This is a genomic window from Parahoeflea alexandrii (assembly GCF_027214025.1).
GTDB classification, from domain to species: domain Bacteria; phylum Pseudomonadota; class Alphaproteobacteria; order Rhizobiales; family Rhizobiaceae; genus Hoeflea; species Hoeflea alexandrii_A.
Genome location: NZ_JAPWHB010000009.1, coordinates 83,887 through 107,120 on the forward strand (window position 1 = coordinate 83,887; position 23,234 = coordinate 107,120).

General features: G+C 61.7%; 21 protein-coding genes, 2 tRNA genes and 1 pseudogene. 9 read left to right on the forward strand and 15 right to left on the reverse strand.

The window, feature by feature from the left end; translation table 11 throughout:
• Positions 1-241: 241 nt before the first annotated feature.
• Positions 242-317, reverse strand: a tRNA-Ala gene (locus O4H62_RS24060).
• Between the two features lie 176 nt (positions 318-493).
• The gene (locus O4H62_RS24065; protein ID WP_269391422.1) at positions 494-892 is read right to left on the reverse strand and encodes a TIGR02300 family protein; all 399 of its coding nucleotides are present in this window, start codon (positions 890-892) and stop codon (positions 494-496) included.
• A gap of 221 nt (positions 893-1,113) precedes the next feature.
• Here O4H62_RS24065 and aroA point away from each other — a divergent pair, with 221 nt between their 5' ends.
• From aroA to O4H62_RS24095, 6 genes are all read left to right on the forward strand, one after another.
• Positions 1,114-2,472, forward strand: coding sequence for a 3-phosphoshikimate 1-carboxyvinyltransferase (gene aroA, locus O4H62_RS24070; protein ID WP_269391423.1), 1,359 nt, complete (start codon positions 1,114-1,116; stop codon positions 2,470-2,472).
• On the forward strand, positions 2,469-3,110 hold the full coding sequence (locus O4H62_RS24075; RefSeq protein ID WP_269391424.1) for a 2-hydroxychromene-2-carboxylate isomerase: 642 nt from the start codon (positions 2,469-2,471) through the stop codon (positions 3,108-3,110). The genes aroA and O4H62_RS24075 overlap by 4 nt, the downstream gene beginning before the upstream one ends.
• Positions 3,111-3,147: 37 nt before the next feature.
• Entirely contained in the window at positions 3,148-3,783 is a 636-nt protein-coding gene (locus O4H62_RS24080) for an FMN-binding negative transcriptional regulator (protein ID WP_269391425.1), read from the forward strand.
• Positions 3,784-3,792: 9 nt separating this feature from the next.
• Positions 3,793-4,452, forward strand: a complete 660-nt coding sequence (gene cmk / locus O4H62_RS24085; protein WP_269391426.1) for a (d)CMP kinase — start codon at positions 3,793-3,795, stop codon at positions 4,450-4,452.
• A gap of 138 nt (positions 4,453-4,590) precedes the next feature.
• Positions 4,591-6,297 (forward strand): 30S ribosomal protein S1, encoded by a 1,707-nt coding sequence (gene rpsA / locus O4H62_RS24090; RefSeq protein WP_269391427.1) that lies wholly within the window; start codon positions 4,591-4,593, stop codon positions 6,295-6,297.
• 456 nt (positions 6,298-6,753) lie between these two features.
• Complete coding sequence (locus tag O4H62_RS24095) at positions 6,754-7,278, forward strand: GNAT family N-acetyltransferase (protein ID WP_269391428.1); 525 nt, start codon at positions 6,754-6,756, stop codon at positions 7,276-7,278.
• A 966-nt stretch (positions 7,279-8,244) separates the two neighbouring features.
• On the opposite strand, the gene O4H62_RS24100 is transcribed toward O4H62_RS24095, so the two are convergent.
• Positions 8,245-8,667, reverse strand: coding sequence for a DUF7282 domain-containing protein (locus O4H62_RS24100; protein ID WP_269391429.1), 423 nt, complete (start codon positions 8,665-8,667; stop codon positions 8,245-8,247).
• A 197-nt stretch (positions 8,668-8,864) separates the two neighbouring features.
• On the opposite strand from O4H62_RS24100, the gene O4H62_RS24105 reads away from it, so the two are divergent.
• On the forward strand, positions 8,865-9,206 hold the full coding sequence (locus tag O4H62_RS24105) for a DUF6665 family protein (RefSeq protein WP_269391430.1): 342 nt from the start codon (positions 8,865-8,867) through the stop codon (positions 9,204-9,206).
• Positions 9,207-9,263: 57 nt separating this feature from the next.
• On the opposite strand, the gene O4H62_RS24110 is transcribed toward O4H62_RS24105, so the two are convergent.
• The 4 genes from O4H62_RS24110 to O4H62_RS24125 form a co-directional block, all read right to left on the reverse strand.
• A complete protein-coding gene (locus O4H62_RS24110) occupies positions 9,264-9,887 on the reverse strand; it encodes a ribonuclease D (RefSeq protein WP_269391431.1) in 624 nt (207 codons plus the stop codon).
• A gap of 177 nt (positions 9,888-10,064) precedes the next feature.
• On the reverse strand, positions 10,065-11,057 hold the full coding sequence (locus O4H62_RS24115; protein ID WP_269391432.1) for a BMP family lipoprotein: 993 nt from the start codon (positions 11,055-11,057) through the stop codon (positions 10,065-10,067).
• Positions 11,058-11,264: 207 nt separating this feature from the next.
• Positions 11,265-11,918, reverse strand: a complete 654-nt coding sequence (gene msrA, locus O4H62_RS24120; RefSeq protein ID WP_269391433.1) for a peptide-methionine (S)-S-oxide reductase MsrA — start codon at positions 11,916-11,918, stop codon at positions 11,265-11,267.
• 171 nt (positions 11,919-12,089) lie between these two features.
• Positions 12,090-12,407: a hypothetical protein gene (locus tag O4H62_RS24125; RefSeq protein ID WP_269391434.1), complete on the reverse strand. Its 318-nt coding sequence runs from the start codon at positions 12,405-12,407 to the stop codon at positions 12,090-12,092.
• A 609-nt stretch (positions 12,408-13,016) separates the two neighbouring features.
• Between O4H62_RS24125 and O4H62_RS24130 the strand changes: the two genes are divergently transcribed.
• Together O4H62_RS24130 and O4H62_RS24135 are read left to right on the forward strand one after the other, a co-directional pair.
• Positions 13,017-13,106, forward strand: a tRNA-Ser gene (locus O4H62_RS24130).
• A 153-nt stretch (positions 13,107-13,259) separates the two neighbouring features.
• Positions 13,260-15,059, forward strand: a complete 1,800-nt coding sequence (locus tag O4H62_RS24135; protein WP_269391435.1) for a hypothetical protein — start codon at positions 13,260-13,262, stop codon at positions 15,057-15,059.
• Positions 15,060-15,070: 11 nt separating this feature from the next.
• Here the strand turns inward: O4H62_RS24135 and O4H62_RS24140 are convergent.
• The 8 genes and pseudogenes from O4H62_RS24140 to O4H62_RS24175 form a co-directional block, all read right to left on the reverse strand.
• Positions 15,071-15,304, reverse strand: a pseudogene (locus O4H62_RS24140) (UvrD-helicase domain-containing protein); the annotation flags it as partial.
• 145 nt (positions 15,305-15,449) lie between these two features.
• Positions 15,450-16,454 carry a LysR family transcriptional regulator gene (locus O4H62_RS24145; protein ID WP_269391436.1) on the reverse strand — a complete coding sequence of 335 codons (1,005 nt, stop codon included), beginning with the start codon at positions 16,452-16,454 and terminating at the stop codon, positions 15,450-15,452.
• A gap of 266 nt (positions 16,455-16,720) precedes the next feature.
• Positions 16,721-17,719, reverse strand: a complete 999-nt coding sequence (locus O4H62_RS24150) for a dipeptidase (RefSeq protein WP_269391437.1) — start codon at positions 17,717-17,719, stop codon at positions 16,721-16,723.
• Between the two features lie 29 nt (positions 17,720-17,748).
• Complete coding sequence (locus tag O4H62_RS24155) at positions 17,749-18,813, reverse strand: ABC transporter ATP-binding protein (protein WP_269391438.1); 1,065 nt, start codon at positions 18,811-18,813, stop codon at positions 17,749-17,751.
• Positions 18,810-19,787 carry an ABC transporter ATP-binding protein gene (locus O4H62_RS24160; RefSeq protein WP_269391439.1) on the reverse strand — a complete coding sequence of 326 codons (978 nt, stop codon included), beginning with the start codon at positions 19,785-19,787 and terminating at the stop codon, positions 18,810-18,812. Before O4H62_RS24160 ends, O4H62_RS24155 begins: the two co-directional genes overlap by 4 nt.
• A gap of 5 nt (positions 19,788-19,792) precedes the next feature.
• Positions 19,793-20,638, reverse strand: coding sequence for an ABC transporter permease (locus O4H62_RS24165; RefSeq protein ID WP_269391440.1), 846 nt, complete (start codon positions 20,636-20,638; stop codon positions 19,793-19,795).
• A gap of 53 nt (positions 20,639-20,691) precedes the next feature.
• The gene (locus tag O4H62_RS24170) at positions 20,692-21,627 is read right to left on the reverse strand and encodes an ABC transporter permease (RefSeq protein ID WP_269391441.1); all 936 of its coding nucleotides are present in this window, start codon (positions 21,625-21,627) and stop codon (positions 20,692-20,694) included.
• A 48-nt stretch (positions 21,628-21,675) separates the two neighbouring features.
• A complete protein-coding gene (locus O4H62_RS24175) occupies positions 21,676-23,205 on the reverse strand; it encodes an ABC transporter substrate-binding protein (RefSeq protein WP_269391442.1) in 1,530 nt (509 codons plus the stop codon).
• Positions 23,206-23,234 lie beyond the last annotated feature (29 nt).

The following is a 23,234-nucleotide window of genomic DNA, read 5'->3' on the forward strand; positions in this document are numbered from 1 at the left end:
GATTGTTTCCCCGCTTCTGTCCAGGCCGAGCTTTGGGGGGAAAACACTTCAATTCCGGTAAAGGATGCCGCTTTCCGCCGGTTTTCTGCGACGAGGACGGGCTGTTTTGCGCGGCGTGGTTATCAAAATATTGTGTGAGAAACTGCGAGATCTGAATGTGCCGTCACACAACCGGCGCAAGAGAAGCACCGGCACGGCCGGCTGCCTGACAAGATCGCAATCCGGATTTCAAGGAAGGAAATGGTGGAGCCAAGCGGGATCGAACCGCTGACCTCCTGCATGCCATGCAGGCGCTCTCCCAGCTGAGCTATGGCCCCGGGACGCAAGGGATTGATCAAAGGCTTCAATCCCCGGCGAGTCGCCAACCACGCTTGCGTGGTGGGCAGGTGCGGCTTCATACTTCTGCAGCCGCACAAGATCAAGATGAAAATTCAATCCTTTTCGCAGTTTTGAAAACCTTGCCGGCTTTCAGCACGCGGACGGATTTGAAGTCTCAATCGTCGTCGTCGTCATTGACGCCAATGATGTCGCTGACATCGTCGTCGTCATCGTCGTCATCGTCGTCGGCGAGGAAGGTGTCGTCGTCGTCATCGTCGAGTTCGACGTCGTCGTCGAGATCGGGCAGGTCGTCCGACTTGCCGGTGCTCGACACGTCGTCATCGGCCTCTTCGAGCGATACGATTTCCACGTCAGCCGATTCTGCCTCGACTTCCGCTACTTCTTCGTCCTCTTCCTCCTTCTCGATGACGGCGATCTGGGCCGTCTCCTCGAAATAGGAAATCGGGTATTCTTTCCCGGTATAGGGGGACACGATTGGATCTTTGTTCAGATCATAGAATTTGCGCCCGGTTTCGGGGCAAACGCGTTTTGTTCCAAGTTCCGGTTTTGCCACTGTCGAAGCCTCTTGAACTGGCAGGAGGGCGAAGGTTGAAGTACCTGCCATCCCGTTTCGGCGGTCCGGTCCCCATAATGATGTTGAACGCGGCTGTCAAAGCCATTCTCGTGAAAAAATGAAGCAGGCCGGATGACGCTTCCCCCGGGCCTGTGATAGTGACCGCTGCACAACAGCCGCATGGCTGGCTTCACCCGACCAATACAGCCGGAAAACAACCCATGGGCCCTGCCGCCGCATCTCTTCGCCCCGCCAAAGCCTCGAAGAGCCATGCCCTGAAAGGCGATGTCCGCATTCCCGGCGACAAGTCGATTTCCCACCGGGCGCTGATGCTCGGTGGACTTGCGGCGGGCGAGACCCGGATCACCGGCCTGCTCGAGGGCGAGGACGTGCTCGCCACCGGCAAGGCGATGCAGGCCATGGGCGCCGCACTCCGCAAGCAGGGCGACACATGGATCATCAACGGCGTCGGCAACGGATGCCTGCTGGCGCCGGAAACCGCGCTCGATTTCGGCAATGCCGGCACCGGCTGCCGCCTGACCATGGGGCTGGTCGGGCCTTATGATTTCGAGACCAGGTTTACGGGCGATGCATCGCTGTCGCGCCGGCCGATGGGCCGCGTACTCGAGCCGTTGCGGCTGATGGGCGTCCAGGTCCACGCGGAGACCGGCGAGAAGCTGCCGGTCATCCTGCGCGGTCCGCGAACGCCCGCACCGATCAGCTACCGGGTGCCGATGGCGTCGGCGCAGGTCAAGTCCACCGTGCTGATGGCAGGCCTCAACACGCCCGGCGTCACCAGCGTCATCGAGCCGGTGATGACCCGCGATCACACCGAGAAGATGCTGAAGGGCTTCGGCGCAGCGCTGGAGGTGGAAACAGGTGCGGACGGCGTCCGGACCATCCGGCTTGAAGGCCGCGGCCAGCTTGCCGGCCAAACCATCGACGTACCCGGCGACCCCTCCTCGGCCGCCTTTCCGCTGGTCGCGGCACTGATCGTGCCGGGATCGGACGTGCTCATCCGCAACGTGCTGATGAACCCGACGCGCACCGGGCTGATCCTGACGCTTCAGGAGATGGGGGCGGATATCGAGATCCTCGATCCGCGCCAGGCCGGCGGCGAGGATGTCGCCGACTTGCGGGTCCGGGCCTCCGACCTCACCGGCATCACCGTGCCGGTCGAGCGGGCGGCGTCGATGATCGACGAATATCCGGTGCTCGCCATCGCCGCGAGTTTCGCGCGCGGCGAGACGGTGATGCGGGGGCTTGCGGAATTGCGGGTGAAGGAAAGCGACCGGCTGGCGGCCGTGGCGCGCGGGCTGGAAATCAACGGCGTCGACTGCACCGCAGGCCCGGACTGGCTGTCAGTGCGCGGGCGGCCCGATGGCAAAGGTCTCGGTGCGGTCTCGAAGGACGCCGTTGTCGCCACCCGGCTTGACCACCGCATCGCCATGAGCTTCCTTGTCATGGGCCTTGCCAGCGAGAACCCGGTGCAGGTCGATGACTGCTCGATCATCGCCACCAGCTTTCCGGAGTTCATGGCCTTGATGAGCAGCCTGGGCGGGGAGATCACCGAACAATGACATCGCGGACAATCGAACTCCATTACGACCTGATCTCGCCCTATGCCCACGTGATGCTGGCGCGGCTCGATGAATTGCCGGGCGACGTGACGGTCAGGCCGGTTCCGGTGCTGCTCGGCGCCATTCTCAATCACTGGGGCCAGCGCGGCCCGGCGGAGATTTCCGCCAAGCGGCTCCACACCTACCGGCAGTCGGTGTTTCTTGGAAAGCAGCACGGGGTGGATCTCAGGTTTCCGCCGCGCCATCCGTTCAATCCGCTGAAAGCGCTGCGGCTGATGGCCGGCGCGGATGCGGATCTCGACACCGTGCGCCGCGCTTTCGATTTCGTGTTTTCCGAAGGCCGGGCGCCGGATACCGACGAGGAACTCGCGGCCTTTGCCGAAACCGTCGGCATTCCCGTGGAACTCGCCGGCGACGACCAGGCCAAGGCGGCGCTCCGGGCCAACACCGAGCGGGCGATCGAACGCGGCGTCTTCGGCGTGCCGAGCATCGTCTGCGAAGCCGGTTCAGGACACGAGGTGTTCTGGGGCGTCGACGCCTTCGAAATGCTGCTGGCCTGGCTCGACGACGAGACGCTGTTCGACCGTGAGCCCTACCGGCATCTCGATGACGTCACCATCGGGATCGAGCGCAAATGAGCGGGCTGACAGTCTCTTCCCGCCGGGAGACAGCGTGATGTACCAGCCACCACACTTTATTGAGACGGACGAGACCGTGCTCAGGGCGCTGATCGAGGCGCATCCGCTGGGGCTGCTGATCTCGGCCTCGGGCGAGGATGTGCTGGCCAACCCGGTGCCGTTCCTCGTTTCGGTCAAAGACGGCATCACCACGTTGCGCGCGCATCTGTCCAAGGCAAATCCGCAATGGCGGCACATCAGGGACGGCGCCAGCGTGCTGGTGGTGTTCCAGGGCGCTGACAGCTACGTCACGCCGTCCTGGTATGCCTCGAAAGCCGAGCACGGCAAGGTGGTTCCGACCTGGAACTACGCGATGGTGCAGGCGCGCGGCACCGCTAGCGTTCACGAGGGGTCCGAATGGCTCAGGCCGCAGGTGAACGAGCTGACCGACCGGCACGAAGCGGATCGCCCGGCGCCGTGGAAAGTCGATGACGCGCCGGAGGCCTTCGTGGAGGCGCAGCTGCGCGGCATCGTCGGCATCGAAATCGCCGTCAGCCAGTTGACGGGCAAATGGAAAGTCAGCCAGAACCGCCCCGAAGCAGACAGGCGCGGGGTGCATGCCGGCCTCACCGGTCAGGGCGATGAGGCCATGGCCGGACTGGTCGGGCGCTATGGCGGCCTCGAGGAAACATAAGGTTTCGAGATGACAGCAGAAAAGTCCCACATCGTGCCCCACATCGTGATTGCCGTGGACGGTCCGGCTGCCGCCGGAAAGGGCACGCTGTCGCGCAGGCTCGGCCAGCATTACGGGCTCAATCACCTCGACACCGGCCTGACCTACCGCGCCACGGCCAAGGCGCTGCTTGATCGCGGGTTGCCGCTCGACGACGAGGAGGTGGCGGCAGCAACCGCGCGCGCGCTTGACCTTTCGGATCTCGACCGCTCGGTTCTCTCGGCCCACGAGATCGGCGAGGCCGCCTCGAAGGTCGCGGTGATGCCGAAGGTGCGGCGGGCGCTGGTGGAGGCGCAGCGCGCCTTCGCAACAACCGCGCCCGGCGCAGTGCTTGACGGCCGCGACATCGGCACGGTTGTCTGCCCGGACGCGCTGATCAAGTTCTATGTGACGGCAAGCCCGGAAGTGCGCGCCAGGCGACGCTACGACGAGATCACCGGCAATGGCGGTGAGGCCGATCTGGCGTCGATTCTGGCCGACATCGAGAAACGCGACGCCCGCGACACGGAACGCGCCGACTCGCCGCTCCGCCCCGCACCCGATGCGCACTTGCTAGATACAACCGAAATGGGTATAGAAGCCGCGTTCGCAGCAGCCCGTCATCTCGTTGATGCCGCGCTCGAACGTTGAACTGATACCAGCGAGCCTGTCCCGCGCCGTACTTGTCCCGCCTCGATGAAGGTCAGGGACAGACAGGCATCGCCGGTCCGACCAACACAAACCAGGCGCATCCGACTGCAGGACTATATGCGGTCGCCAGGAGAATTCATGTCTAACACTGCAAACATGACAGAGGATTTCGCATCCCTGTTTGCCGAGTCGCTTGCCACGCAGGACCTCGCCGAAGGCTACGTCGCCAAGGGCATCGTCATGGCCATCGAGAAGGACGTCGCCATCATCGACGTCGGTCTCAAGGTCGAGGGCCGCGTCCCGCTGAAGGAATTCGGCGCCAAGGCCAAGGACGGCACGCTCAAGGTCGGCGATGAAGTCGAAGTCTATGTCGAGCGTATCGAAAACGCACTTGGCGAAGCCATGCTGTCGCGCGAGAAGGCTCGCCGCGAGGAAAGCTGGGTCCGTCTCGAAGAGAAGTTCAACGCGCAGGAGCGCGTCGAAGGTGTCATCTTCAACCAGGTCAAGGGCGGCTTCACCGTCGATCTGGACGGCGCCGTGGCGTTCCTGCCACGCAGCCAGGTGGACATCCGTCCGATCCGCGACGTTTCCCCGCTGATGCACATCCCGCAGCCGTTTGAAATCCTGAAAATGGACAAGCGCCGCGGCAACATCGTGGTCTCGCGCCGCACCGTGCTCGAAGAGAGCCGCGCCGAACAGCGTTCGGAAATCGTGCAGAACCTCGAAGAAGGCCAGACCGTTGAAGGCATGGTCAAGAACATCACCGATTACGGTGCGTTCGTTGATCTTGGCGGCATCGACGGCCTGCTGCACGTCACCGACATGGCCTGGCGCCGCGTCAACCATCCGTCGGAAATCCTGTCGATCGGCCAGACCGTCAAGGTCCAGATCATCCGCATCAACCAGGACACGCACCGCATCTCGCTGGGCATGAAGCAGCTGGAAAGCGATCCGTGGGATGGCATCGGCGTCAAGTACCCTGCCGGCAAGCGCATCACCGGTACCGTGACCAACATCACCGACTACGGCGCATTCGTCGAGCTGGAGCCGGGCATCGAAGGCCTGATCCACGTTTCGGAAATGTCCTGGACCAAGAAGAACGTGCACCCCGGCAAGATCCTGTCGACGACGCAGGAAGTCGACGTGGTCGTTCTCGAAGTCGACCCGAACAAGCGCCGCATTTCGCTCGGTCTCAAGCAGACGCTCGAGAATCCTTGGGAAGTGTTCGCCCAGAGCCACCCTGCCGGCACCGAAGTCGAAGGCGAAGTCAAGAACAAGACCGAATTCGGCCTGTTCATCGGCCTCGAAGGCGATGTCGACGGCATGGTTCACCTCTCCGACCTCGACTGGAACCGTCCGGGCGAGCAGGTCATCGAGGAGTTCAACAAGGGCGACATGGTCAAGGCCGTCGTGCTTGACGTCGATGTCGACAAGGAACGCATCTCGCTGGGCATCAAGCAGCTTGGCAAGGACTCGATCGGCGAAGCAGCCGCCTCCGGCGACCTGCGCAAGAACGCCGTCGTTTCTGCCAAGGTGACCGCGATCACCGATGGCGGCCTCGAAGTGGTGCTGGTCGATCACGAAGACCTGTCTTCGTTCATCCGCCGCTCCGACCTGTCGCGTGACCGCGACGAGCAGCGCCCCGAGCGTTTCTCTGTCGGCCAGACGGTCGACGCCCGCGTCACCAGCTTCTCGAAGAAGGACCGCAAAGTCGGCCTGTCGATCAAGGCGCTGGAAATCGCCGAAGAAAAGCAGGCCGTCGCACAGTTCGGTTCGTCCGACTCGGGCGCCTCGCTCGGCGACATTCTCGGCGCAGCCCTGAAGAAGCAGAACAGCGAAGACTGATCCCTACCGGATCTCAAGTCTGAAACACGAAACCCGCCGGAGCGATCCGGCGGGTTTTTTCGTGGCGGGTGCACCAAGAGGAATGCGCCAGTCTCCGCCGCCCCGGGGTCGTGCAGGACAAGGTCGAGACGGGCCACTTCCCCGAATCTCCCCCCTTGAGGGGGAGATGTCACCGTAGGTGACAGAGGGGGGTGGAGCGAGTTGGACGCGGCCGTGTTTCAGATCGCCACCCTCACCGTCGTCATCCCAGGGCTCCGACCCTGGGATCCATTCCGCGATCTCTCCCAATCCCGCAGGGCGTCGATGGATCACGGAATGGATCCTCGGCTCGGGGGCCGAGGATGACGAAATGGGAGGACGCGGCATCCGCCTCTCACTTGGTGGACGGTCGGAGAGAACCGGCATAATAGAGTGCGCCGTAAGGTACTGGCGGTCTATCTGTCTCGAACTTGACCGATGGAAAACGAGGTGACGCGCTGGTTGCTTGAAGCTAGTCTCGATCTCATGCAAGTCCCCGGCATTCCCCCTGATTTGGCATTTCGGATGCTCACTCCAACTGATGAGGAATTTGAATTCTCATTTCAGGCGAAGAAGCAGGCCCTCGGTCCTCACATCATTCGGCAATGGGGCTGGGATGAAAAGTTCCAGCGCACCGTCCACGATCAGCGATTGCGCGACAAGCCATTCTGTCAGATCGAGCTGAATGGCCAGCCAATCGGAACTCTCTCGCTGCAATTGCTGCCTGAGTTCGTCCGCTTCGGGGAATTCTATCTGATCGACTCATATCGTGGCATCGGCATCGGCTCAAGAATTCTCGGGCACTGCCTCGAACTTGCGGACAATGAAGCTCTCCCCGTTCGCCTCGAATACCTCTTGTGGAACCCAGTTGGCAGTCTCTACCGGCGAAACGATTTCGTTGAAGTGGGACGCACTGCAACCCATGTTCTCATGGAGCGACCGAAGCGCCTCACCCCCCGCTAGAGAGCCTAGTCGAGATAGCATCAGTGACCATCGGAAGCCGGTCTTGACAGCGTCCCTCCTCTCCCCTGGTGGGAGAGGAAGAAAAATCATGGTCTTGGCGCGATAGCGCCAAGTCATAGATTTTCCAGGTGAGGGGGACGTTCCGGCGCCAAACAGACCCCCTCTCTTGCAAAATCTATGACTTAGCTAAAGCTAAGCACATGATTTTGCTTTCTCCCCCACCAAGGGGGAGAAGAGACGCGCCGCGCCATCGCACGAAAATCCCTCCATTTCTTCCACACCCTCCAAACCCCGTGCCATCATCTTTCCACTCCCGTCACCGGATGGACCGGAAACGTATCGGTCCAGGCGGGGGGAAGGCCTCCGGGTGGTTGCCGTAACGTGCGGCAACCGCCTTGAGGAGGCAGGAACCAGCGTGGCTCCGCTGGCGGATTTGGTTGCCCGCAAGGGCGGCACGGTCCAGTCAGCCACCGGGACGACCTCGCAATCCGCAGCCGCCTGATGCACTGCATCATCTCAAAGGCGGAGGGGCGGGTTGGACAGCGGCCCGGGCCTGTGGCGAAGTTCTGCCCCGTCCCGCATCAACAGCGGTGGGGAGAAGCTCCGTGCCGGAAACCGCGCGACAAGCTTCCGCAGCGCCCCTCGTCCAGGGCGTGGCTCGGGGAAACCCGAAGAACACCGCGTCGGGTGAAAGCCCATGAAGCGGAGAAGCGAAGCGGCGACTGCCTGTCGGATGCGGACATCATCCGGCGAAATTCGGGCCGCGCGCGAGCCGCGCCACCGTTTACTCATCATTTCAGAAGGCAAAGCCCGCGGGCGGCCCTCCGGAATACGAGACCCCTTCACAACCCGGCGGTTTTACCGCGCGGCGCCGTTGGCGCATGCCCGGCCGTCCGGACATGGAAAAGGCGTCCGGAGCAAAATCCGGACGCCAGGTGCTGCCAACAGGGGGGCAGTGGTATCGCCTTATTTGGCGGTGACGACCGCCATGATGAGCTTGCCGTCGACGCGGACCGGGCCGTCTTCCTTGGCGCCGAGCGTGTATTCGAAAATGCCGGTCCTGGTGCCGCCTTCCTCGCCATGCAGCATCAGCATGAGCATGTCGCCGCTCTTGACCGGCTCGGTCAGGATGGCCGTGACGTCGGTGTTCTCGCCGGCCTTCAGCGGCGCGTAACCCACCACCGGGCCGGGCTTCATGTCGGCGTCGGTGCGGTGGACCACCAGCCAGCCATTGGCGCCGGCCATGATCTGGGATGCCGTGACGGTGCCGCCGGAGACGTCCTGGTCTTCACCCATCACCGAGAGGCCCGAGTGGCTGGCGGCAAGGGCCTGGGTCACAAAAAGGCCGGCGGCAAACAGGGCGGAGGTGGTCAAAGCAGTCTTCTTCATCACGATATCCTTCTCTTCTTCGATTCCGAATGACGCGAAAGCGCCGACCCCCGCAAGGACGGGCGCGGCCCGGGGAAAGTTTCACCGGGGCAGCAATAATTCTTCGAAAGGCGAGATCCGGCCGGTCTTTTTTGATGCGGGCAGTTGACCGGGCGGCTGATCCGGCCATCTTTTGTGCAGAAGGAAACGGGAAGCCGATGCCGCTCAAACTACCGGGCGCAAACAGCCAGACCGCGACTGGCAACACGTCCGTCGACGCCATCGCCCACGAAGCGATGGCCGAGACCGCGGCGGCACTCGGGCGTATCGGCAGAAAGCTCGAGGAAGCGCTCGCGGAACTGCGCCGGCACGATGCCACCCCCGGCTCCAACCGTGACCGCGAGGACCTGGTCCAGGCGGCCGCCGACTGCGCCTGGGTGATGTTCATCCAGCGCGATTATCTCGGGCTGAAAACGGATCACCATCTGTTTGCCTGCTATGACATTCCGAGAGAGGTTCTCAACCGGGTCGGCGTGCGCCGGGCCACTCGCCAGGTCTGACCTCTGTGCGCTCCGCTTGTCCTGCACCGGCTCGGCTGCCGACGCAGGATTGCCGGTTCAGCTGTGCGCGAAGATATCGGTCTCGTCCCAGCCCAGCAGGTCGAGCTTGGCGCGGGTCGGCAGGAAATCGAAACAGGCCTTGGCATGGGCTTCCCGGCCATCACGGACGAGGCGTTCGGTGAGCTTTTCGGTCAGCGCGTGCAGATGCAGAACGTCGGACGCCGCGTAATCGAGCTGCGCCGGTGTCAGCTTCTCCGCGGCCCAGTCAGACGATTGCTGTTGCTTGGACAGATCAATCTCCAGCAGTTCCTTGGTGACGTCCTTGAGGCCGTGGCGGTCGGTGTAGGTGCGGGTCAGCCGCGAGGCAATCTTGGTGCAGAACACCGGCGTGGCGGTGACGCCGAAGGCATTGTAGAGCACGGCGATGTCGAAGCGGCCGTAATGGAACAGCTTGCGCTTCCTGCGGTCTTTCAGCAGCGCCACCAGATTGGGCGCCCGCTTCTGGCCGCTGGCGATCTGGATCACGTCGGCGGTTCCGTCGCCCGGCGACAGCTGCACGACACAGAGCCGGTCGCGGCGCGGCACCAGGCCAAGCGTCTCGGTGTCGATGGCAATGTCGCCCGTGTAGCGGGCCATTGCCTCATCGGAGATGTCGCCCTTGTGGCTGCGGATTTCGGCCATTTTCAAGTGTCCCTGTCTGCTCTGCAAATGCATGTCCTGCGGCGTCCCTTGTGCATCCAACAGGATGCGCGGCGCTGCAACGGCTATAGCGTGCGCACCGGCAGGCGCGCAACAAAACGGCCGGGCAAGAGCCCGGCCGCATGGTCTTCAGATCGGCGAGACCGCCGGACAACCGCCTCAGTACGGGCAGTTGTTGTCCGACATGTAGTCGTGGACGGAGATCTTGCCGGCAATGATGTCGGCCTTGGCGGCTTCCACGGCAGCCTTCATCTCGTCGGTGACGAGCGAGGCGTTGTTCTCGTCCATGGCGTAGTCGACGCCGCCCTCGGCCAGGCCGAGCGAGCTGAAGCCATAGGAGAACGTGCCGTTCTTGGCATCCATGAAGGCATTGTAGACAGCCACATCGACGCGCTTGACCATCGAAGTCAGCACATGGCCGGGCTGCAGGCCGTTCTGGTTGGAATCGACGCCGATGCCGAGCTTGCCGGCGTCAGCGGCGGTCTGCAGCACGCCGATGCCGGTGCCGCCGGCAGCCGCATAGACCACATCGGAGCCCTGATCGATCTGCGACTTGGTGATTTCACCGCCCTTGACCGGGTCGTTCCATGCATCCGGCGTCGTGCCGGTCATGGCTTCAAGCACCTTGGCGTCGGCTTTGGTTGCCATCACGCCGCCCTTGTAGCCGCAGGAGAACTTGCGGATCAGCGGAATGTCCATGCCGCCGATGAAGCTGACAGTACCGGTCTGGGACGCCTTGGCGGCCATCACGCCGACCAGGTAGGAGCCTTCCTGTTCCTTGTAGACCACGGAACGGACGTTTGGCGCTTCGACGACCATGTCGATGATGGCGAAATTGGTGTCCGGATATTCCGGCGCGATCTTCTCAAGCGCCGCACCCCAGGAGAAACCGGCCATGACGATCGGGTTGTTGCCGTCCTTGGCGAAGCGGCGGAGGGCCTGCTCGCGCTGCGCGTCATTGGCGATTTCGAAATCGCGGTAATCAATCCCGGTCTCGGTCTTGAACTTCTCGGCGCCGCCATAGGCAGCCTCATTGAAGGATTTGTCGAACTTGCCGCCGAGGTCATAGATGATTGCCGGCTTGATGTCGGCGGCCATGGCGGTCGCCGACATGGCGGCCATAGCGAGGAAGCTCAAAAGCGTGCGTTTCATGATGTGCAGCCCTGTAGGTTACTTGTTGATCTTGTTGTTCCTCCCGCATGCCCCTTCGGGCAGACCTGCGGAAACAGCCGGCCGTTGACGGCCGGAAGGGCATATCCTTGCATGGCTTTTGAGAAAAATCCAACGCCGATTTCAGTCGATCCCGGATAACGCAAACTCACCTTGCGGAAGCTTTGCGACCGGCCAGGCCGATGGGCTTCAGCCGGTCGCAGGGAAGCGGACGCCGGTGCCCTTGAGCACGGACTGGGTGCCGGGATTTCGGGCCGCATGCTGCTGGTGACTGGCTTCGGCATAGTAGAATGCCTCAAGCGGAGCGATGGTGGTGACGATCCTGCCGGTGTGGCCAGCCTGTTTGAGCGCCGCCTGATAGGCGTCCCGGGCCTGCCCGGCCTGCAAGGCCTGTCGGTCGCCGGTGGTGAAGATCGCCGAGCGGAAAAAGGTGCCGATGTCGCTGCCCTGGCGCATGGACTGGGTCGGATCATGGCTTTCGAAAAAGACCTTCAGCAGCGCGTCGTAGCCGGTCACGGAGGGATCGAACACCACCATGACCGTTTCGGCGTGGCCGGTCAGGCTCGACAGGACTTCCTGGTAGGTGGGGTTGGGGGTAAAGCCACCGGCATAGCCGACCGCGGTGACATGGACGCCGGGCAAGGTCCAGAACAGCTGCTCGGCGCTGGAAAACCGGCCCATGGCGAAACAGGCGATCTCGAGACCATCGGCAAAGGGCGGCTTCAACGGCCGGCCATTGACGACGTGGGCAGGTGCCGTCTCGACCGGCTCGGCGCGGCCCGCCAGCGCTTCCGCGGCGGTCGGCATCGTGGTCTTGCGCTGGAACATCTCGACAAGAAACATGGCTCACCCTTTGCCTGCCCGGCTTTCCTCTCCGGATCAAACCCGATCCGGTGCTATGCCTGGCTTGTTCACACCGGCCCCGCGAGTATGCACCGGGCGGGCCGCGGGCCACAACCGCCCCGATCCCCGCATCACCATCCCCACATCACCGGGCCAGCATGCCCGCCGCCGTCAGGCCGCAAACCGGCCCGCAGGCCTGGTGCGGCGATAGCCTGCAAGATAAAACAGCAGCGAAAAGGCCAGGAACACGGCGCTCGACGGCTGCTGCAGCGCCCATTGCAGCCCCGTCTCCCAGGCCGGGCCCGGCAGGTAGCGGGCGACCAGGTCCTGCAGGAACGCCAGCGTGTCTGGGCTGTTGGCTGTCCAGGCGGCAATCAGCGGCGTCAGCACCAGTTCGCCGGCGGCGACCGACTGAATGGCGTCGACCAGCCCGGCCAGCACCGCGAACACCAGGAAAATCAAGCTCAGCACCCGCGCGACAAATCGCATTTCGTCCTCCGGTCAGACAGCCTTGCCGCGATCACATCAGACGCCGGCATCGCAACCCAGACCCGTGACATAGAGGCCCGAAAACCATCATGCAATGGCTGGAGCCGATCATCTATGGCTGGAAGCGATTTGATGGACAGGGTTTTTCGTGTCCGCGAGGAAAAACCGCAAGCGCGATGCAGCGTATCGTGCGAGGAATTTGACGACGCTGTTGCGGAAAAGACGTCCAAGCCTGGCGAAGCGGCCGGCTGGACCAGAATCAATGCATCATGATCGCCTGAACTTGGCCTTTCGCGCCCTGGACGGCGTCGCGCGAGGCTGACGGCGCTGGCGCCGCGTCGCCTCGCGCTCCTTGCCAGATCACGAAATTCCGGCGTTCAAACGGTTCCATCCAAAGATGATCGGCTCCAGTTGGCCGCCGCCGCCGCGTCCGCCTGGATTTATGTCGCCACAACCGGCAAATAGCGGTTGCCAAGAGGAGCGTCTTGACTATAGTGCCGCCCGATCCGGACCGGGAAATTTGGTGCTTGCACACCGATGAACCGCGGCAGGGCGACCGCCTTGACAGCGGGCGGCATGGCCGGGTACTTGCCCGTCAGACGGATATGCGGAGAGGTGGCCGAGTGGTCGAAGGCGCACGCCTGGAAAGTGTGTAGGCGGGGAACCGTCTCGAGGGTTCGAATCCCTCTCTCTCCGCCAGCCCCTCGGGGCCCCAAAAGCGGAACTTCCCAAGTTTTTGATAGATATGTTTTTTTTGAAACGGGCCGCCCAAAGCAAGGGTCGTTCCAAATGTCAGAAACGCGCACTACATCGTTCCCCAAATCGTCGTATGTATCATCCGAAAACGTGGAAATGATTTCCGCGAAGCAGCGCAAGAAAGCTCGCCCCCGTTCCTCGCCTGGCCTTTACCTGATCAAAACAGGTTCGGCCTATATGTTTCAAATGCGACTGCCCAAGGAGATCGCCCCGGACTGCAAGCGACCCATTCGCATCGGTCTTGGTGTCATACCGAAAGCCGAAGCTCGAAGGATCGCCGATCAACTGGCGGCCATCGCACGACAGAAGTTCAAACAGATCGGGACCGCGATGGCTGCAGGCGATGAAACGGAATTCTGGCCGCTGATGGAGGACATGCTCGGGTTTGCGGAGAGGGACGCTTCCACTGAAGTGGATTCGAGCCAGCGAGCGTTGTTGGCCGTCACCATGCTCCTGAAATCGGCGCTCTATGACATGCGCGGGCCGGTGCCCAAACTGACGGCTGAACAGGAAAACAACTTCGCAATGATGCGCGGGCTTGTGAGGCTCGGTCAGGAGAAGGCGCGCAAGGACGCTGGGGAAGACTACGACAAGAATCTTGGCGACAATGCCGAAGTGCTGGCCGAGCGGCTTGTCGACAGATTCCAGAACGATCCCGCGGCGGCTTTGACACCGCCATCCGAAAACAGCCCTCGAACCAAGGGTAAGATCAGCGCTCGAAGCGGACTCATCAATTCGAAGGTGGAAAATGAAGCCGACAAGGATCGGAGATACATCCAGCGTGATCCATCCACAAAGCCGCTGTTCAGTGAAGCAGCAAGCGCATATCTCGCTCAAAGGGTCACGGACATGGGAGAGACGAGCAAGGACATCGGCACTGCGGAAACGCGGCTGAGCCTCTTCGTTGACCTCATCGGGGACCATCCCATCGATCGCTACACACCTACCGATCTTCAAGCTTTCATCAATCTGATCAAATTCTGGCCACCAAAGGAAAAGCATCGACCGCTGAACCTTTCGGCAAGGGAAATCATCGACGGCAATCGGGACTACAGCAAGGGAAGACTGGCGAAGTCCACGTTGCAGAACGGGTACATGGGTGTCATCAAGCCCGTGTTCAGCGACGCAGCCCCACGATACGATTTTGATAACCCCGTGAAGAACGTGGCGCTGAAATATCCAAAAAGTGCCCGACAGAAAGTTCCTGCAGAGCCGCTGTCGTCCAAGAAGCTGAACCAGCTTTTCCGGACTTGCGTCCAGTCGCCCTACATCGATGACGTCATGCTTCCGCCGCTTGGATTGCTGACCAGCCGCCGCCTGGGCCTGCTTGCGCATCTTGTTGGTACTGACATCAAGGAAAAGTTCGAGGGCATTTGGGTTGCGGAAGCTACCGGCCTTGTCGAGATAAATGGAAAGTGGACCCGTCGTCCGATCAAGACATCAGAAAGCGGACGGTATTTCGTCCTGCACAATTTCCTGGTCGAGATTGGATATGTCGAGTGGGCGAGAAACCAAGGTGAGCGATTCCTGTTCCCGCAACTCATGAATCTCGTTGATCCGTCAAAAACCGCTTCGCAATATATGCGTCGACTTTTTGACAGGGCGGGAATCAAGGAATCGCCTGGCGAACGGTTCCATTCCTTGCGCGGGGATTACATCACGCAAGCCCGTGAAGAGAAGAAGATCGGGGAGCGGGAAAGGCGAATGCAGGCAGGGCATGCGGTCACCGGTGACGACCACAACAAATATGGGTGGAAGACACTCACCGAATCGGAGGCAGAGTTGTTTGCGAACTTACCGCTGAATCCAAAGATCGACTTCACAGTATTCCGTAACCTGGATTTTGATAAGCTGGCGAGAGCCAGACGGCAGAACAAACTAATGATAAGTGCGTAAAGCTCGCTTGCAGCCTGCAGGAAAGACGAGATCACCACGCGCTCCTGCAGATGAACGTTGTCGGCGAATAAAACCCTGAGTTTTCGCGACAAGGCGGCGGCCAGGGGAGCGGAGAACGTCGTCAGCAAAATCCTGGCGTTGGCCTCGGCCTTCACTATCCTTGCCACGCGATGAAGCGCCACCACTGTCTTGCCGGTGCCGGCAGAGCCGACAATGCGGACAGGACCTGAATAATCCCGCTCCACCAGCGCCCGTTGCGACGGATGCAGGAAGACCGCCCATTTCTCGAAGGGCTGGTCCAGCGCTGCCGCAAGCTCTTCATGGTCTTCCAGAATGCGGAAACGGCGTTGGGAGCCAAGAAAGTTGCTCCCTGCCCTCGCCTGCGCGCTTTCAGGGCAGTTCGAAATACCGTTCGGCCATTGCGCCAGCCCAGCGGTCCCGATCCGGCTGCGGGTGATGGCCGACGGCTTTGGGTTCCTGCCTGCCGGAATAGGATTGCGATATCAGCTGGGTGTTCAGGGCGAAGCGCGTCAGTTCCGCCATCAGATTTTCACGCAGGATCTGTTCGGTCGGGGTCAGTGAAATCCGCCGGGTCCGGACTACCACGCCAACGTCGGGCCCGCCGACAATACGGTCGACCACACAGTCGATCGTCGCGGTTTCCGCGACCAATGCAACGATGGGAACGAAGGCGCTCCAACTTGACTGGGCGGCCAGGTTGACTGCCGCGGAGATCGAGTTGATCTCAATGGATTTCGCAGGTTTCACACCATACCCGGCGAACATGCGGTCTGCCACGGTACGCAGCGGATTGCCTTTCGGCGGCAGGATGATGTTGCGGGTGGCGAGTTCGGCCGGCAGGATATCGCGCGAGACGCCGCGCTCGTGCCTGCCGGTCACCAGAACGCATTGGCTGACAGCCCCCTGGTTGATCGTGTCGCTGTCGCAAACGTCGTTCTCGGAGACGATCAGGTTCAGATGTCCCTCGCGCAAACGGGCTTCCAACACTTCCCCGCTGGCCTCCTCCACATTCAGCGTAATGCCGGGATAGGCTGCGGCGAAACGGGCAAGAACCGGCGGCAGGATGCAACGGCTTAGCCAAGGCACCACCCCAAGCGAGATGCTGGTGCCAGACTCCGTCCCGGGCTGTTCCTTCAGATCCGAAACCGCCTCGTCATATTCCCTCAGCAGCCGCTGGCAATGCAAATAGTAAAGTTCACCCTGCGCTGTCGGTTTGACGGTCCGGGTTCCCCTGTCGAACAGCCGTATACCGACGACCTGTTCAATTTTCTTGACCTGTTGAGAGATCCCCGACTGTGTGGCATTCATGCGGAATGCGGCTCCGGTGAAAGAGCGTTCCTCGTAGACCGCCACGAAAGTTCTGAATTCACGCAAATAGCACAAGGCTTCTCATAGCTCCTTCGGAATTAAGATCGAATCCAGCCCCTCCCGAAACTCCATTCGCAACTTCGCCGCAGGCTGGGCAATGGATTCCACCGAAAAAGCGGAAATGGAAAACCCCGCCGTCGCATTCCCTGAGAGCTTTCTGCAATCAACTCCCAGAAGGGCAGTCTGCACATCTTTGGCCCGGCTGGCAACCTTTGTCCTCCGTTCAGGGGACCGGGGTTTCCCCGATCCCCTGAACATACAAGGCCGCTGGATCAGGCGCCCCAGACGTCTTTCATCACCCGCAGCCAGTTGCCCGAGGAGATCTTCTCGATCTGGTCCTCGCTGTAGCCCCGTTTGACCATTCCGTCCCAGATCAGCGGCACCTTGGTGATGGTTCCCACGTCGGCGTTGAGGCGGTTGTCATAGGTATACCAATCGCCCAGGATCCCCGTGATGTTGGGATAAAGGCCTTCGGTCCCCCAATATTCCTCCCAGTGCTCGCGGGTTTCGACTTCAGGCATGTCGCTGGCCCATGCGACATGGTCGATGCCACAGACATTTACCAGGTAGTCAATGTGATTGAGGATATGTTCCAGCGTCGGCTTTTCCGGCAGCCAGGTCACCGGCGGCCATGTCACCATGCCGGTCAAGCCGCCTGTTTTCGAGATGGCGCGCAGCAACTCGTCGGTCTTGTTGCGCGGGCTTGGGCAAATGGCCATGGCGTTGGCATGGCTGAAGACCACTGGCTGCTTCGATTCGGCAATAAAATCGGCGCTGGTTTTCAAACCGCAGTGAGACAGGTCGATGATCATGCCGTTCTTGTTCATCTCGGCGACCCAGGCCCTGCCTGCCTCGGTTATGCCGCGATCTCCGTCGCCCAGGAAGGGAGCGCCGTATCCGAAGGCGTTGCGCTCGTTGTAGGTCGGCTGCACGATGCGCAGGCCGAGCGTCTTGAAGACTTCCAGCAGGCGAACCTCCGGCTCCACCATGACCGAGTTCTGGGCGCCGATGATGACGCCGCAACGGCCGCTCGCCTTCGCCTCGAAGATATCTGCGGTGGTCCGCACGACCAGCGCCAGTTCCGGCATCGCAGCGATCTTGTCCAGCGCCGCCTGCACCTCCAGCAGGCCTTCATAGACCCCGGACTGCGGCCGGATTGCGGTCAGGTTGATGGTCGAAATGCCTCCGTCGATGGTCCGGCGGATCTGCTCGGGCGTCAGCGGCGCACAGTTCAGCCCGTCGATGACAAGGCGGGAAGTAGTCATTTTCATCGTATTGGTCTCCTTTGAAGACAGTTGGGTCACGCAACGGACCGTTCGGCTCGTTTGCGGACATAGAGATCGAATCTGCGCCGGGCGCCGGGTGTCAGCACCGCGTCTCCCTGGACAAGCGTGAACGGCTCCAGGCTTTCGGCATGATGGCAGGCGGCCAGATGACCGTCGCCGAAGGAGCGCGCATGGGGCCTTTCACTGGCACAGAGGTCGGACGCGAGCGGGCAGCGGCTTTGATAAAGACAGCCTTCGCGCCCCTTGGTCACGTTCAGGGCGGGCGGGATACGCACAGCGCGCCCGCGCCGGGCGGGGTCGGGCTGGGGCACTGTCGAAAGCAGCGTCCGTGTGTAGGGATGCATCGGCGTTGAAAAAATCTGCTGCTTGGTTCCGATCTCGATCACGCGGCCAAGATGCATGACCGCGACGCGGTCCGCGATGTGGCGAACCACTGAAAGATCGTGCGAGATAAACAGATACGACAGTCCGAGGCGTTGGCGCAGATCCATCAGCAAGTTGATCACCTGCGCCTGGATCGAAACGTCCAGCGCCGAAACAGGTTCATCGCAGATCAGCAGTTCCGGATTCAGCGCAAGCGCGCGGGCTATCCCTATCCGCTGGCGCTGACCGCCGGAAAATTCGTGGGCGAAGCGGTCTGCGTGATCGGCGCGCAATCCCACCAGCGACATCAGTTCGTCGACGCGCGCGCGATGATCGCCCTTGACGCTATGGACCTCAAGCGGCTCCGCGATGATCTTGCGGACGGGCATGCGTGGGTCGAGCGAGGCGAAGGGGTCCTGAAAAACCATTTGCATGCGCTCACGCAATGACCTGAGCGACGTTCCGCTCTCGTTGGTCACCTCCCTGCCGTCGAACAGCACATCGCCGCCGCTGGTATCGATCAGCCGCAAGGCCAAGCGGGCGGTGGTCGACTTGCCGCAGCCGGATTCACCCACCAGCGCCAGCGTCTCGCCACGCTTGACCGACAGGTTCACACCCTCGACCGCGTAGGTTCCACCACGCTCCCGCCTGAAAAGGCCGGAGCTGCGCCCGTAAACCTTGTCGACATTGCGCAGTTCGAGAAGCGGACGGGTCATAGGTTGTCCTCCAGGGGCGCGAAGTGGCAGGAGACCGCATGCCCGGCGGTGACCTCGCGCAAGACGGGGCTTTCCCCTGCGCAACGGGGCACGGCGAACACGCACCGCGGCGCGAACCGGCAACCGGGCGGCATCGCGGAGAGCGCGGGCACGGTTCCTTCTATCGCCAGCAGGCGATCGTCGCTTCCAAAGCGCGGAATGCTGCCCATCAGGCCGATGGTGTAGGGATGCTGCGGGTCCGACAGGATCTCCCCGACCGTGCCGCGCTCGACGATCCGGCCGGCATACATGACCATCACTTCGTCGGCGAATTCCGCGACCACGCCCAGATCGTGGGTGATCAGGATGACCGCCATTCCGGTGTCCCGCTGCAAATCGCCCAACAGCGCCAGGATTTCGGCCTGTACTGTCACATCCAGCGCGGTCGTCGGTTCGTCGGCGATCAGAAGTTCGGGTTCACACGACAGCGCCATGGCGATCATTACCCTCTGGCGCATGCCGCCAGACAACTCGTGCGGATAGCGATGAAACTGTGCCTCGGGAGCGGGCAGACGTACGCGCCGCAACCCCTCGACCGCCCGCTCGTGCCGCTCCGCCGCGTTGAGCTCCGGGACGTGAAGCTTGAGTGCCTCGGAAAGCTGTGCCCCCACCGTCATTATCGGATTGAGGCTCGTCATCGGCTCCTGAAAGATCATGCCGATCTTGCCGCCACGAATCTGCCGCATCCGTTGGGGTGAGACTGCTGCCAGATCCTCCCCGTCCATCAGGATCTGGCCAACGGTGCGCGCCGTGTCAGGCACCAGCCGGATCATCGAAAGCGACAGTATCGATTTGCCGCAACCGCTTTCGCCGACAATCGCCAGCGTGCGGCCCGGAGCGACAGAGAAGCTCACATCATCGACAACTGTCACCTTCTTGCTGCCATTGACGAAGGCGGTCGACAGATTGCGGACATCGAGAAGAGTTTCAGCCATCGCTCTTAGTTCTCCGTTCGCGCCAATCGCGGATCGAGCAGGTCGCGCAGCTCGTCCCCGAGGGTGTTGATGGCAAGAATGGTGATGGAGATCACCAGCCCCGGGAAAAGCGAAACCGTCCATGCCTGGGACAAATACCGTTGACCTTCGCTGATCATCCCACCCCAGGTCGGGGTTGGCGGCTGTACCCCGACGCCCAGAAAGCTAAGGGTCGCCTCGATCAATATCATCGTCGACAGCTCGAAGGTCGCCACGACCATGATCACCGACAGGACGTTCGGCACTATGTGACGAAGAATTATGCGCGATTGGGTGGCCCCGATCGAACGCGCCGCCTCGACGAACTCGCGGTCGCGCAACGTCAGCACTTCGGACCGGATGACCCTCGCGAAAGTCGGCCAACTGGCCAGTCCCATCAGGAAGATCAGAGCTGCCAGCGATTGGCCCGTGACCGCCACTGCCCCGATCACAAGCAGGATCACGGGAAAGGCAAGCTGCATATCGATCAGCCGCAGGATCACTGCGTCGGTCACACCGCCGACGTAGCCGCCGATCAGCCCCAGGAAGATGCCCAGCGCCGCGCTCACCAGAACAGCGCCGATGCTGACGATCAACGTCGTCCTGGCGCCATAGACGATCCGGGCCCAGATGTCGCGTCCGAGCTGATCGGTGCCAAGAACATGCAGGACGCCGCTTCGGTCCTCAAACATCGGACCCTTGAGCCGGGATAGAATGCTCTGCAGATTTGGATCTTGCGAGGTGAAGAGCCCCGGGAAGATCGACATGGCCACAAGCATGATCACCACAGCCACGGCGATGGCGACGCCTGGACGTCTGATCTGTTTGAGCATTCCTCGCCAGACACCGCGGCGCTGCGATGGAGATGGAACCGTATTTGTTTGGGTCATTTCAGGCGCACCCTCGGATCGACGAAGGAGTAGAGAACGTCTGCCACCAGATTGGCGAAGACGAAGACCACGGCGAAGAACAGCACCACGGCTTGCACCACGGGATAGTCGCGGGCGTAGATGGCCTGAATCGCCAGCCGCCCGACCCCGGGCCAGGAAAAGACCGTCTCGGTCACAACCACGCCGCCGAGCAGAACGCCAAACTGCAGTGCGATCACGGTAATAACCGGAATGATCGAATTGCCCAGGGCGTGCCGGACCACCACCACGAACTCGGTCTGACCCTTGGCCCGGGCGGTGCGAATATAATCCTGCTCGATGACGTTGAGCATGGACGAACGCGTCACGCGGATGATCAGCGCCATCATCGTTGTGGCGAGCGTCGTTGCTGGCAGCACCAGACTGGTCAGCCCATCGCGCCCGCCGGTCGGAAGAAGACGCATCCACAGCGCCAGCACTATGATCGAAACAATACCCCAGTAGAAGGTGGGAACCGACTGGCCCAACGCGGCGAGATAGCGGATCCCGGTGTCGATCGGCCGGCCACGCCAATAGGCGGCCATCACGCCCAACGGTATTCCTATCGTGACCGCAATCAACAATGTGGCCATCGCGAGTTCGAGTGTCGCCGGAAGCCGTTCTGCCACGAGGTTCATCGCCGGAACGGAAAAACGCAAGGAGTTGCCGAAATCCCCCTGCAGCGCATTGTAAACGAAGAGCCAGAATTGCTCCGGCAGACTGCGGTCTAGGCCGTGTTTGGCCCGAAAAGCGGCCAGCGCCTCGTCCGTCGCGTCCACGGGCATGAACAGGTGCGTCGGATCTCCGCTCAATCGTGTCAGAAAGAAACAGATGATCAAAACGCCCAGCAACGAAGGCAGGACGTATAGCAGCCGTGTCAGAAGGTATTTACCCATACAACGCTCGCTTTCCATAAGGCGCGGGCGCGGAGGCGGTCAGGCCGCCCTCGCGCCCGCGCTTTGTCACTTATCGCCGACGGAGACGCCGTAGAGCATCCAGAGCTGGTCGCCCCTGGGCAGGAAGCCCTGAACATCGGAGCCGGTCGCATAGAGATCGACATTCTGGAACAGATAGGCGACCGAGGCCTGATCTCGCATGTATTTCGAGAGCTCCTGATAGATCACTGCCCGTTTTCCGCTGTCCATCTCGGCTGCACCGGCATCGATCAGACGGTCGACCTCCGGGTCCGAAACATAGGAATAGCGCCAATCAGAGCGGTATTGCGACATCTGAAGGTCCGGATCGTCCGCCGGTCCGAGACCGACATACCCGATCGGCGCCAGTTCACGGCCGACCAGCTGTCGCAGGAACTCGCCCGCCTCAAGCTGGATCATGTTCGGACGGATACCCACCGCCTCGAGCATTCCGGCGATCGCTGTTGCGACCTCCTGATCCTGCACGTAACGCCCGGAGGGAAAGCGGAAGTCGATCTCGAACCCGTCGGGATACCCCGCCTCGGCCAGCAGTTCCTTGGCCTTTTCGGGATCATACGGATAATCCGTCAGGTCAGGATTGTAGCCGACCTGATTGCTGCGCAGCAGTTGCCCGTTGAGGTGCTTGGCGCGTCCCTCGAACAGCCCGTCGATTATCCCATCCTTGTCGATGGCATAGTTCACCGCTTGCCGCACCAGCTTGTCATGCATCGGTGAGGGATGCATCTCAAGGTTCGACAGTTCAAGCGAGAAGATGCGATAACTCGGGACTTCGACGATCTTCTTTCCGGCCGCTTCGATCGCGGCGGCGTTGGCGATCGGGATATTGGTGGCGATATCGAATTCACCGGCCTCGATCCCGGCGGCGCGCGCCATGTCGTCGGGCACCGGGCGCAGGATCACCCGCTCGATGCCCTTGAGCGGCTCACCCCAATAGGTTTCGTTGCGGGTCATGACAATCCGGTCATCCCGCCGCCACTCTTCCAGCTTGAAGGGGCCGGTGCCAACCGGCTTGGCGCCGAAACCATCCGCACCCACCTCGGCCCAATACGCGGGCGGCACGATGTAGACCTTGCCCAGCGCGAGTTCCAGTGCGGGATAGGGAGACTTGGTCTTGATGCGGACCGTGTTGTCGTCGACCTTCTCGATGCTTTCGAAGACCGACGCATATCGCCCATAGGCCGGTGCGACATCGGGGTTCATGAAGTTGGTGAAGCTCGCCACCACCGCATCGGCATTGAAGGGCTCGCCATTGGTGAAGCTGACGCCCTGGCGAAGCGAGACCAGGATCGTGGTGTCATCCTCCATCTCGTAACCCAGCGCCAGAACCGGCATCATTTTGTTTGTTTTCGGATCTGTCCAGAACAGGGGCTCGGTGATCAGGGCACCCGCATTGATCTCGTCGGAGGCGGTGTTGAAATTCGGCCAAAGCGAGGTGGGGTCAAAGGCCTGAGCCACGATCAGGTCGCTCGGTGCATTCTGAGCGAAGGCCGGAAAAATCGCGGTGGAGGCCAAGAGGCCAGCCGCCAGGGCGAGAGCGTGAAAGCTGCGTCTTTTCATGGTCTTGTCTTTCTCCTGTTGGGCTTTTG